The following is an 11,996-nucleotide window of genomic DNA, read 5'->3' as shown; positions in this document are numbered from 1 at the left end:
CGGCAACCTTCTCGCCAAGGAACTGACGGGCGGTCCCGCAGCACCCACGCGTGCGTCGCCATGTCCACGCCCCTGCGCCGAAAGGCTCGGGACTGCCCCTCAAGTGGGTGGTGCATGTTGAAGTGCGTCCCCCGCACTCGAACTCGGCGACTCGAGCCAAGACGGCGGACGTCCGCCGTCCGGGCTATCTGCTATGCAATAGTGATGCCATGATTTCAGCTGACCACCGACCTGCATGGCTAGTGCTGGCCGTCGGGGAGAACCGAGCATTCGGGAGCAACGACGGCTACCGCGACGAACCGGAAAGTCATTACAGGTGGGACAGCACCGTTCCTAATCATGCAAGGCTCGAAGCTGGCCAACATATCGTTTTGTGGGACAAGAAATCTAGCCTAGGCATGTCTGTCATTGCCTCAATCGACCGTGAGACTGCGGTGAAGACGATCTACAGTTGCCCGTCCTGCGGGAAGGCTCACATCAAGGCCCGGAAGAATAAAGAGCCCCGATACAAGTGCTTCGCGTGCCAGACTAACTTCGAGACCCCTGCCGCAAAAACCATTGAAGTCACGGAGTACACCTCGCATCACAGCGAGGCGTATGTAGATTTGGGTGGGTTGATCCCCGGTGACATCCTGAGGAGCGTCTGCAAGAGTCCGAAGTCGCAGCTGAGCTTGCGGCCGCTGGTGTGGGAAGCGTTCAAGGCTGCGGCAACCGCGGCCGGCGGACCCGAGCTCCTGACGGTTGTCGAAGCTGCTAGCAATATGGCAGCCGGCGGTCACCGGACGGCGCACGTGCGGGTGCGGCTCGGGCAGTCTGGATTCCGGAAGTCGCTACTCGATGCCAACGGCCCCGTCTGCATCTTCACCGGTCAATGTCCCCCGGCGGCGCTGGAGGCGGCGCACTTATACAGTTTTGCCGAGCTAGGAGTACACCACGAACACGGCGGCTTCCTCATGCGACGGGACCTGCACCGGCTTTTCGATCTGGGGCTTCTTGCCGTTCACCCGAAAGCCCTTACCGTGGACGTTAGCCCTACGCTGGCTAACTACCCGACATACAGCGTACTGGCGGGGCTCTCTCTGCGCGGCAAAGTAAGAGACGTACAAGTCGACTGGATACGAGAGCACTGGCGGGAGCATAGGGAATCAATGGCCGCCATCGCGTAGCTCTTTGACCATGCAGCCCGGGCACCCCGGCTTGCAAGGTATTGACGCCTCGCACGGATGGTGCCCGAGCCGTGATGATATTTCGGGCGCGAGGGACCCGGAAGGCGTGGCCAGGATGGGCCTGCCGGCTATGTAATATCGGATTACTGACTAGACCGTCATGAGGCGGCTTGAGAATTTCAAGGGGGATGGCCGATGGTGTCTGCCACAAATGTTGAGGCTCTGGATGGAGAGCTGAACGAGCACCAAACTGCCGTGCGGGAAGTGGCAGACCACTTGGAGGGATTGGTCCGAGGCGGCAAGAGCATAGCTGCGGCTGTCTCAGCCCTCTCCAATGGCTTCTTCAAGGTCGAGGACTCGCTGTTGAATGCAGGCCGGGCGGAATACGAACGACGACGCAAAATCATCCAAGAATGGGACGACGTAGATGGCACCGACGTCCTGCACGGTGGGGGTGAGGGAGGCTGGTATGGGGGACCTAAGGAAGGGGACTTCTTTTGGCCACCACTTCGCAATCGATTGAAGTCTGAGTTGCCAGAGGCTTTCGCGGACGTTGACAGGTCTTCATCCCGCGTAATCGATCTGGGGGAGCGGCCAGGCGAGGAGACCATCGATACTCGTGGTCTCGTGCTGGGATATGTGCAAAGTGGCAAGACGACCAACTTCATTTCCGTCATCGCGAAGGCCGCTGACGTGGGCTATCGACTGATCATCGTTTTATCCGGAATCACAGACAACCTCCGGCAACAGACGCAAGAACGGCTGTACGACTATCTCGTTGACCCGTGCCAGACAAGAGTGCACCTTCTGACTACTCAGGAGCAAGATTTCTCCGAAATTACGCCGTCAGAGGCGCTGTTCAGTCAGGACGATCTGAGACTTCTCGCCATCGTCAAGAAAAATCCGGCCAGGCTGCGGCGGCTAAACGCTTGGATCAAGAAGGCATCCGCAACGACCCTGGCCAACTGCCCGATTCTTATCATCGATGATGAAGCAGATCAGGCCTCAATCGACGTCGGGGGCAGTCGCCAATCGACAATTAATAAGCTCATTCAAGAGCTGCTGTCCCATCCAAAATCCGCTTACATCGCCTACACCGCTACCCCGTTTGCCAACCTGTTGATCGATCCACTCGACGAATCGGGTCTCTACCCCCGAAATTTCGTCGTCACGTTGCCACGGTCCGATGCCTACTTTGGTCCTGAGCGAATCTTCGGCACGCTGGAAGCCGAAGAAGGAGTAGACCCGGATGATGGTCTCGACGTCGTTCGTGAAGTCCCTATTGAAGATGCCGCCATCGTCAAACCGCCGACGAACAAGGACAAACTTGAACAATGGACTGCGTCGGTACCGCCCTCTCTCCGGCGGGCAGTCCTCTGGTTTGCCCTCGCCACTACGGCGCGCAGACTCCGTTCGAATGAGATTCGTCACTCCTCGATGCTTGTGCACACCTCAATGCGGGCTGTCGCCCACCAAGCCACGAAGACAGCTGTCGAGGCGGAGCTGTTAGCCCTGCGTAAGAGCGTTGCCTCGCAGGACCCCACGGTCCTAGGGGAGCTCTCGGAATTGTGGGTTTCGGAGACGCAGCATGTAGGCGCCAACGCATTCAACAACGCGCCGGTTTCCGTCGCTGAGGTCATGGCTGAACTCCCCAAGACACTCGATTCCACACGGGTGCTCATGGACAATTACTTGTCTGGCGAGCGATTGAAGTACACCAAAGACCAGGCTGAGACTGTAATTGTGGTGGGGGGTAATACGCTCTCGCGGGGTCTGACTCTCGAAGGGTTGATTTCCAGCTACTTTGTTCGAGCCGCATCCGCCTATGACACTTTGCTCCAGATGGGCCGGTGGTTCGGTTACCGAAAGGGCTATGAGGACCTGGTTCGCGTCTGGATGACAACCGAGCTTCGCGAATGGTTCGTCGCGCTCGCAACGGTCGAGGCCGAGATTCGAGAAGAGATTGATACTTACGCCAAAGAAGGAATGAAACCATCTCAGTTGCCTGTGCGGATTAGGTCCCATCCTCAGATGACGATTACCGCAGCGGCAAAGATGCGCAGTGCGATCAAAGTTAACGTGAGCTACTCGGGCACGAAGGTCCAGACCATCCTCTTCAACGATGAAGACAAGAGTTGGCTCGACACAAACATTGAGGCCACCGCCGCGCTCGTTGCAGCAGCCCGTGCCTCAGGGCACACAGAAGATGAATTGCCGAGTAAGAGTATGCGCGGGTTTTCTGGCATATCGAATGACCTGATTCTCGACTTCTTGACGGATTACAAGGTTCACGAAGATGCGCGGACTATTCAGACCGATACAGTCCGCGAATATATTCGCACCCAAGCGGATAAAGGAGCCTTGGACTCTTGGAATGTTGTATTCGTTGAGCGCCAGAATGCGCCTGTATCCGACCTGAGTCTGGGCCTTGACGAGCCGTTGAAGCTTCTGAAGCGCCGCAAGATGGTCGCCAGCAGTAAGAGTGGCGTGGCGAATCTCAAAGCCATCTCATCGCGTTGGGATCGGTTCGCTGATCTTGACTACATCAAGAAATCCATCGTCGACTCCCACGGACTGTCTAGTGAAGCTCAAGTCCGTGACTACCATTTGCGAGACCTCAGGAGAAAGCGGGGACTAGACAAGGTCGGCCTCTTGGCGATCTATGCCATCAACAAAGACTCGGACATCACTGAAGAGTCTGGCTCGGAGGTGATAAGTGTCGCGGACCATAGCGATCCCACGAAACCGAAGTCCGAACGTGTCCCGCTGAAAGCGGCGAATCACTTGATAGGCATATCACTGATGTTCCCCGAGGCGCGTGACCTGTCCGACACTGTCGATTACTACAGCGCGCGGGTAGACCCTGACGAAGTTGAAGATGTGGAGGCTGAACTCGCTGCGGCTGACGACCTCGACGAAAAGCACGCGATACAAGAAGAGGCTGCCGCAAAATGATGGACGCTAAGGAATCCTCCAATTCCATTTTTTCATTCCTTCAGGGTCAAGTGCCTGCTCCGCACAAGCTGACCGTCAGGAACACGGACGTTCTGACAGAACATGGGCCGGTCGTTCATGCCATAGATGGCAACGGACATCCGACCCTGCTTGTCCCCGTCGCCTCCCAACCGGAAAACAGCATCGACTGGCAGAACAAACTCGTCACTTTCGGTTACCGGACCATCACTGTCGCAGGCAAGCAGCAAGCGTTCTTGGCACTGCAGTGCCTTGCGGAACGGGTTCGATCACAGTTCAGCCTGCTGGCCGACGACATTATGGACGCAGTGGCGGCGGACCCCGGCAAGGCGGATCGGCTCACGAGGCAAACGGTCGACCGTTGGAAGGAGCTGCTACGGGATGACAAGCCGCGCCTTCTAGGTCAATCGCAACTTTCCGGTCTTTATGGAGAGCTGCTTTTCCTGGAACAGCTCGCATTTCACCATGGTCCCTGGGCGCTGCGATCATGGACTGGCCCGCAGGGAAACAGGCACGACTTTGAGTTCGAAAACGCTTCCTTCGAGGTGAAGACCACCATGAGCAACAACAACATGATCGTTGGCTTCCACGGGGCGCGCCAACTCGAGGCCACGGACGGTCTGCCGCTATACGTTGCCGCCTATCAGATCGAGCGCACGCCTCAAGGCGATTCCATCCCAACTGTTCTTGAACGCCTATACGATTCCGGTATCGATCGCCTAGACATGCTGAGGCTGCTGGAGAAAGTCGGCTATTTCGAATCGGATTCCGGTCACTACGCTGCGCATCGTTTCCTAGCCCTTTCCAGCAAGACCCTGGCCGTGGGCAGCGACTTTCCTCGCATAACGCGCGAAACCATGCCCATGCCCGGAATGCTCGACGGGATCTCCGCGCTCCAGTACTCCGTCGATCTGGGTCCGTTAGCTGCTGTCGACATTCCACTGGAAGAACTGAAGGAGGCTATGTCTCTGTGAACGGGACGTTCCGACTGTTCCGACACCCGTGGGAGCCCACGGGTAGCGGAGATGCCAAGTCCATTCAGAAGGCCATGGGCAAGACAAGCCTGGACCTTTGGAGCGTGCTGCTGCGGGAATCACTGCAGAACAGCTGGGATGCACGGCAAGGCGGCCACATCGAGTTTCACGTCGCAGACACCCTGCTCTCTGAAGAGCAAACCGGGGTTCTTATTCACGACTTGTTCTGTGAGCTTCCGCCCCACGGCGCCTCTCGGCAAATCCCTCAGAAAGCGAGCAGCGGACGTCTGCGCGTACTAACAATCTCCGACTACGGAACGACGGGCCTGGGAGGCCCCGTCCGCGCCAACATCGAACCTGCGGAGGGCGAACGCGCGGATTTCGCCGATTTTGTTCGCAACTTCGGTCGAGATGATGGCAAAGGTCTTAGAGGCGGCACCTACGGCTATGGCAAGGGCGTGCTGTATCAGGCCAGCAGCGTGGGCGTATGCCTGGTCTACTCGCAGGCGGTCGTTGGGCAAACTATCGAGAACCGCTTGATTGGCGTCTCCGGTGGCGATGGGGGCTACGTCCATGAGGGTTTCAAGTTCACAGGTCGAAATTGGTGGGGGGCGATTTCTTCTGACGGAATTGTAGATCCCGTGACGGGGGATACGGCTCGGCTGATAGCCCAATCGGTAGGCATGCCGGTGCCCGACAGCGATCAGACCGGCACAAGCATCATGGTGCTGGCCCCACAGCATTTCCAAGGCGAAGGAGAAGACGTCCTTTTGTCGGATCGAATTTTGGCCATCCGGGCGGCTGCCGTTAAATGGGCTTGGCCACATGCCGTGGACACTGGCGACGGGCCGAACGTTCGTTTTGTCTTCGGCCTGGACGGTGTGGAGTTGCCGAACATCGACCCCCTGAAGGAACCGCTCGTTAGGCACTTTGCACAGGCCTACGCGGACAGCGAGCGATTCGCGGCGACGAAGAAGACCCCCATCACTTCTCAGACAAAGCTCGAAACAATAATGTCTCAGAGGCCCATTCGTCGTCTCGGAATCTTGGCAATGCGACAGGCGATCAACCACATTTCCGACGATCGAAGCTTGGAGAACTCTGTGGCTCTCATGCGGGCTCCCAGGATAATCGTCAAGTACATGGATGTCACTGCTCCGGCCGACGACTACTCCGTCTACTCGGTCTTTTTGGCCGACGAGGGCGTTGATGAGGACTTCGCGTCTTCCGAGCCTGTTACTCATGACGACTGGATCGTCAAGGATGCGATAACTCGTGGGAGCTTTAATTTCGTTCGCATCGCGCTGAGCAGGATCGAAGGAACCTTTAAGCGGATGCACGGTTCGTCAGGTCCCGCTACGGTAGCTCAGCAAGCGGCTGGCGCGACACGGATCGCCACGGCGCTAGGAGGCCTGATCGGCGGCATCAGTGGGCATGGGGCGAACTCGCAACCTGAAAAGGTGCCGGGTGGAGGTGGACCGGCTAAGGCAGGGGGGCGTCGTGCGTCTGCGAAGCTGGCGGCGCCACCCCGCCTCATGATCATGGATGGATCGCCCCATGTTGGCTTCCCTTACGCCGTTACTGGTGGGAAAGTGGGCGAGTCCTTTGAGCTCAGCGTTCGCGGCCACGTGGTGACACTAACTGGTGCCATCGAAGTGGACGCTCCTCTGGGCGAAGATGGACCCCAATTCGTTGGATGGCAGGTGGACGGTGAGATCGTGCGCACGCAGTCGATCAAGGTGGATGTTCCGTCCGAACACGATTACCTGGCCATATTCACCCAGCCGAAAAATACGGCCGTGTCCTCGACTGTGGCCTTGGAGTTGGTTAGGGAATGAGAAGGATCAGTCTGGGCCATCTCGTTGTTGAGGACGGGACCATCGAACCGCCCGAATGGGAGTATTCGGTCAACGGACAGATTGCCAACCTGACGGGAGGCATCCTCCCGGACTGGAACTACTTTTCTGATCTCGATGTCTCCTGCAACATGACGTTGAATCTCGCGGACCTGCGGCAAGCATTGCAGGTTCCGGACGACCTTGTGCTCGCGTGGGTCCTAATCGCTCGCTCGACTTCGTCCCCCGTAATCACGACCAGCGTGCCCCTCCCGGTCACAAGCGGGGCCCAGGAGGTCGCCATAACCGTACCTGCTTCTACATTGGGCGGTGCTCTCACACTCGAACTCGAAATGGGCGTCCTCTCGCCATCGAAAAACCCGCCCGGCGACTTCGCTCCGTCCCAGGTCGGTCACACTGTTTACCGCGCGGCCTCCAAGATTGTCCTTGAGGGCGACGGCGGCCAGTTGCCCATCCTTCCTGTCTCCTTCACAGATCACGGCATCACGAACCCGAAATCCTCGCTCTGGTGGCTCCGAGTGTTGTCTCTGGACCTTCATGATCCGGCAGGAGCCTCGCTGTGGATGTGGCTCAACACCGACAACCCTCAGCTACAGCCGCTTATCGATCACGTCGACTCTGAGGCGGGAGACTTGTGGATGCAGGTCTTGAAAATGGACTTTATTCGCCAACTACTGCGTGAGGCGCTAAGTCACGCGGACTTGGACGAGTCGCGCAATTATCCTGAAGGGTCGCTCGGAGCATTGCTGCTGGGTGTCGTAAAACTGGTGGGATCGTCCCTGAAGGAAGTTCGCAGCAAGTACGGCGACGATCCCGGCAGAGTTGAAGCTGATCTTCAGGGCGTCGTAAATGGGAGTGGAAGTTGAACGCAACGCCAGTATGCTTTCCGAGGCTACCGCTGGCTCAGGCAGCCGCCATTTGGAACGATCTGCGGGTCCAATCCTTTGAGGAAATTGGTCACCTGACATCCTCAATCACAACTGCGGGGGCCGAGTTCTATCCTGTAGCTACAGCACGATGCACTGACGGGGATCTAGCGGAACTGCGCGCCGCGGTAATTGCAGAAGCACGGCTACACGGTTTCCCAGACATGGATCAGGCTAGGCAGAAAACTGAATTCGACCAGGCAGTCTCTAGGATCCTTTACGAGCGGATGAATATTTTACCGGCTGATGCCGCGAGTGTGGATGTGTGGAACTTCATCAACATCCGTCTCCTGCCGGATGTTGCCATTTGGCGATACGGTCACAGATCTGGCGATGGCGCTCGTTGGGAAGTTACGGAAGCAAGGCTCTTTGCCATGACGCGCACAATTTTTGGGCGACTCTGGTGGAGAGCGTTTCTGCTCGGCCCCGACATTGCGGTGCGTCTTAAGGAAGACGAGTCGGTTCAGCTAACAGAACGTCCTCTGATCTGTGGGTATGCGCCATTGGCGCGGGCCATAGCGAACAGACATCTGTCAACATTTTCCACTGGTAAGCGAATGATGCTCCTGCGTGATGCCATGAAGAGGTTCACGCGTCGACTTGTGGTCGTCAGCGCCTTCCTCATGTCGGAAGATCAGATAGCTGATCTGGTCGAGGACGTCTTCCTTGAAAGCGAACAAGCTATGAAGGCCGCGGAGACTAAAATATAGCTGCTATTCGCTTCCCGATTTGGCTGGCCAAGAGCGGTGGGACTGCATTACCCACTTGTGTGAACTGCTGCGTTCGGTTTCCCAAGAAAATGTAGTCGTCTGGAAAAGTTTGCAAGCGCGCGGCTTCCCGGACGGTGAGACTGCGCATTTGTGCGGCGTCGGGATGGATGAAGTAGTGGCCATCCTTTGCGATGTGGGAGACCACGGTGGATGACGGCGAACCGGCCACCTGAACCCGGAACCTATCTTCGAAGGGGACGATGTCAGCCTCGATGTTCGCATGAAGTGGCCAGAGACTGCGAGGAAGTTCCCGCACTTTCGGGCTGTTCAAGCGCTGTTCCGCCAGTGCGCTAAGGGCTCCGTAACGGAGGAGATCCGGGATCATGTGGCCCCGGGCTTCGTGGTTCCACGTGGGGAGGGCGGCGGACGCTTCCGATCGGATGAATTCGTGATAGCGCCGAGCACTTTCTGTCATCAGACTATCGAGGGCTTTCGGCTGGTCCCTCGAAGCGTAGGGAAGTGAATTCATGCCGCGGCTATCGATCTGTGCGCTTGGAACGTACTTCTTGACGGTACGACGAACGTCATACCAAGCTTCGGTGTCGTCAGCTTTGAAGCGTGAAATTCTGGATCGCAGTGCCGGGAGGTTGCCAATGGCATCTGCCACCGTAACTGGGCCAGATGGCTCGAGGACCAAGGGGCGCTCGAGCCCACTGTCCCTACTCACGCCCACGATTATCAGCCGGTGGCGCTTCTGAGGCACGCCGTAGTCTTCGGACCGTATGAGGAAATCACCGGCGTCTAGAGCGTCACCCTCATGGTCCACAACCATGGAGAACACATCGTATTGAACTCCGTCGGAGGGCTGCTGCAGATCTGTCCGTATCAAATCGAACATGTTCTGGCCTCTATTGACCGAAGACAACAGCCCCTTGACATTTTCCATCACGAAGACCGTGGGCCGGTGCGTTCTGATGATGTGGAGATATTCGCGGTATAAGAAGTGCTTGTGGTCGTCCTGAAATGACGAGTCGTTTGTCCGTCTTGACCGGCCGGCTAACGAGTAGGCCTGGCACGGCGGTCCGCCGATGAGGACCCACCGATCCGCGTCGGCGCCCAAGGCCTTTCGAATGATGGCGTCAGACTCAGCCCTGCTCTCTTCAGACAGGACGAACTCGTGTACTTCTTCCACGGCTTCTTTATAGGCTACTTGGAAGTCTGCATCGACATGCAGAGCTTCAACCGAAAGGTCACCAGCGAGAAAATCTTGCACGGCTTCGTTGGATGCAGCACCACCGCGGCGCAATGCGCGCACCGCGCTTCTGAATCTGAGCGTCTGGACGGCCGACTTCTCCATCTCAATGGAAGCCACCGTCCGAAAGGCGCTACGCCCCTCGCGGTCGCGTACAGACGAGAAACCCTCGTTCAGGCCGCCGGGTCCGGCAAATACATCGACTACGGGTATCAAGTGCGTCTCCTCTGGTGATGCTGACTTTCAAAGTTACCAGGTCGCAGGGACATTTAGGTGCAGCTTGCGTGTGGTCCTAGTCCCTCGCATCCAACGCAAGGCCCGGGTTGTCGCCTGAGAGAACACATATCTTTGCATGTCCAACGGCGGTGGTGGCTTCAGCGGTGCTCTTGCCGATTCCATGCTTGGTCATCAGCGGCGTTGAGGAGCAGTTCGCCCGAATCTGAACGGCAGCTGGGTTCTTGGCTGGACCCGATCTTTATTGATGTGCCCGCTGGGGCATCTAGGGGGATCCTTGGAGGTGGCTCCAGCGCGCTCGCGACGGCATTAGGCGAATGAGCAAGTGGCTGCCCAGTGAGGTTGACCCTTGGATATGCCTGGACACGGTCGGCCAAGGACCTGGCAGAGTCCCGGCCCTTACCTCCGGGGAGCGCGGCCCCGGGTTCTGCCCTTGTACCATCCGGGAGTTGCGTCGTCCAGGAGCTTTACCTTGATGGAATCGAGTTCGCCGCGGCGCCGTTTGTACCGCTGCGTGTGAATCCACACCCCAAGGGTGTGCTCGCGCTCTGAGTCATAGTCGTGGTGGCGTGGCCAGTCGTAGCCTTCCTGCCGGAAGCTCACAAGCTGGGCGAGGCGGTCGTGCCATCGCGTTTCGTCTGCAGTTTTCCTGCGATTTTCGGCCCACACCGGCACTTGGGCAAGGCTATGGCGGTAGGTAGCGTCCAAGGTGCCTTCGGATGCTTCGCGCCGCCGCACTGCCAACCACCGGGCAATGGACCTTTCGTTCCGGTCGCCGGAACGGCCGTCTGGGAGCCGGCCTTCGGCCGAGAGCCAAGTGATGACCTCTTCCATACGGGCAAGGTCCGTGGGAGAAGGGTGAGGAACGGGCACGGCGCCGGCGGCAGCCTGGTGTTCGGCCTCGAGTCCCGGATTCTGGCGGCGGGCGATGGCCAGATGGTAGCCGATGGCAGCGGGCGGGACGCGCACAAGGGCAGCGATGCGTTTACGGCTCAGTCCGAGCCGGTACATTAACACCCATTCCGCGTCAGGAGCGCGCCGCAACAGCCTGTCCATAATGGACCCCATCTTGCCACGGCCCTCCCGTCTTGGGATCACAGAATCCCTGGCTGACGACTAATGGTGGGAGTCTTTTGTTCTGGACGGCCCTACCTTTGACTAGGTCTGCGCCCAATCAATAAAGCTTCGTGGCATGACGTTTCTTGGCTGGAATCGCCCGCTGTCGAAGTTCTAGGCCATGAGGTAGGCGCCGGGCCTTCGGCGCTATTCGCGAAGTACGAAGGACAACTGGTCTTTACCTGGCTGTGTCACCGTCGGACTCTACTGATGTCGATCGATTATCGCCGTACGATTGATCGAAACGCACTTCGCCCGTCTGCAGAGCAGCTAATTGGCTTCGTCGTGGTACCGAGGCCCCATCCAAAAACAAGCGAATGCCCTAATCACATTTTTCGGCGTCGGAACTATTTTGCATGGGCTCACTGCCACCCCGCCGGTATAGTCACTCGGGACAGTCAATTACTAATGGGGGTAAAAATATGACCGATACAAGATACGAAGAAGTGTCATTTCCAACGAGGCGGAATTTTTCAAGCTGAACGGTACCAACGGGAGTTAGGCGGCTGACTGTTCGGTGTTTTCCTTGGGTTGGTTGATCCATGAGGGCCCGGGCAGAGCCAGGATTTTGGGGTCGGTGGTTTTGGTGAAGCGGTTGGGGTGTTTTACCCTCGCTGTGGCGAGGGTTGCGGAGCGTTCCTTGGCGATGCCGGCGGCGAGCCTGTAGTGGACGTTCGCGGGCGTGTGGAAGCCGATTCCGGAATGCTGGTGGTGATGGTTGTACCAATCCACAAACTCGCTGATAAAGGCCCTGGCATCGCCAAGGGAAGCGAAGCGTTCGGGAAACAT

At 57.9% G+C, this 11,996-nt stretch carries 9 protein-coding genes; 6 read left to right on the top strand and 3 right to left on the bottom strand.

Going from position 1 to position 11,996, the window contains the following annotated elements:
* The first annotated feature begins 209 nt into the window (after window positions 1-209).
* The 6 genes from RCH15_RS10005 (at window position 210) to RCH15_RS09980 (ending at window position 8,605) form a co-directional block, all read left to right on the top strand.
* Window positions 210-1,166 (top strand): HNH endonuclease, encoded by a 957-nt coding sequence (locus RCH15_RS10005; RefSeq protein WP_326960474.1) that lies wholly within the window; start codon window positions 210-212, stop codon window positions 1,164-1,166.
* 195 nt (window positions 1,167-1,361) lie between these two features.
* Window positions 1,362-4,121, top strand: coding sequence for a Z1 domain-containing protein (locus RCH15_RS10000; protein ID WP_326960473.1), 2,760 nt, complete (start codon window positions 1,362-1,364; stop codon window positions 4,119-4,121).
* Complete coding sequence (locus RCH15_RS09995; RefSeq protein WP_326960472.1) at window positions 4,118-5,113, top strand: PD-(D/E)XK motif protein; 996 nt, start codon at window positions 4,118-4,120, stop codon at window positions 5,111-5,113. Before RCH15_RS10000 ends, RCH15_RS09995 begins: the two co-directional genes overlap by 4 nt.
* A 74-nt stretch (window positions 5,114-5,187) precedes the next feature.
* A complete protein-coding gene (locus tag RCH15_RS09990; RefSeq protein WP_326960471.1) occupies window positions 5,188-6,951 on the top strand; it encodes a hypothetical protein in 1,764 nt (587 codons plus the stop codon).
* The gene (locus RCH15_RS09985; RefSeq protein WP_326960470.1) at window positions 6,948-7,835 is read left to right on the top strand and encodes a hypothetical protein; all 888 of its coding nucleotides are present in this window, start codon (window positions 6,948-6,950) and stop codon (window positions 7,833-7,835) included. The genes RCH15_RS09990 and RCH15_RS09985 overlap by 4 nt, the downstream gene beginning before the upstream one ends.
* Complete coding sequence (locus RCH15_RS09980) at window positions 7,832-8,605, top strand: hypothetical protein (protein ID WP_326960469.1); 774 nt, start codon at window positions 7,832-7,834, stop codon at window positions 8,603-8,605. The genes RCH15_RS09985 and RCH15_RS09980 overlap by 4 nt, the downstream gene beginning before the upstream one ends.
* Here RCH15_RS09980 and RCH15_RS09975 read toward each other — a convergent pair.
* The 3 genes from RCH15_RS09975 to RCH15_RS09965 all read right to left on the bottom strand — a co-directional run.
* Window positions 8,595-10,073, bottom strand: a complete 1,479-nt coding sequence (locus RCH15_RS09975) for a DNA cytosine methyltransferase (RefSeq protein WP_326960468.1) — start codon at window positions 10,071-10,073, stop codon at window positions 8,595-8,597. The genes RCH15_RS09980 and RCH15_RS09975 overlap by 11 nt on opposite strands.
* 417 nt (window positions 10,074-10,490) lie before the next feature.
* Window positions 10,491-11,147, bottom strand: a complete 657-nt coding sequence (locus RCH15_RS09970; protein ID WP_326960467.1) for a helicase associated domain-containing protein — start codon at window positions 11,145-11,147, stop codon at window positions 10,491-10,493.
* Window positions 11,148-11,705: 558 nt separating this feature from the next.
* Window positions 11,706-11,996 (bottom strand): integrase core domain-containing protein (locus RCH15_RS09965; protein WP_326960466.1); only part of this gene is annotated, 291 nt, incomplete at its 5' end.

The organism is Arthrobacter sp. MP_M4, from assembly GCF_035984855.1.
Lineage (GTDB): Bacteria > Actinomycetota > Actinomycetes > Actinomycetales > Micrococcaceae > Arthrobacter.
Note: the sequence above shows the minus strand (reverse complement) of the source record. Positions and strands in the feature narration are given on the sequence as shown.

Coding starts and splice junctions, on each gene's coding strand:
- RCH15_RS10005 (WP_326960474.1), top strand. CDS start 210: ATGATTTCAGCTGACCACCGACCTGCATGGCTAGTGCTGGCCGTCGGG.
- RCH15_RS10000 (WP_326960473.1), top strand. CDS start 1,362: ATGGTGTCTGCCACAAATGTTGAGGCTCTGGATGGAGAGCTGAACGAG.
- RCH15_RS09995 (WP_326960472.1), top strand. CDS start 4,118: ATGATGGACGCTAAGGAATCCTCCAATTCCATTTTTTCATTCCTTCAG.
- RCH15_RS09990 (WP_326960471.1), top strand. CDS start 5,188: ATGGGCAAGACAAGCCTGGACCTTTGGAGCGTGCTGCTGCGGGAATCA.
- RCH15_RS09985 (WP_326960470.1), top strand. CDS start 6,948: ATGAGAAGGATCAGTCTGGGCCATCTCGTTGTTGAGGACGGGACCATC.
- RCH15_RS09970 (WP_326960467.1), bottom strand. CDS start 11,147: ATGGACAGGCTGTTGCGGCGCGCTCCTGACGCGGAATGGGTGTTAATG.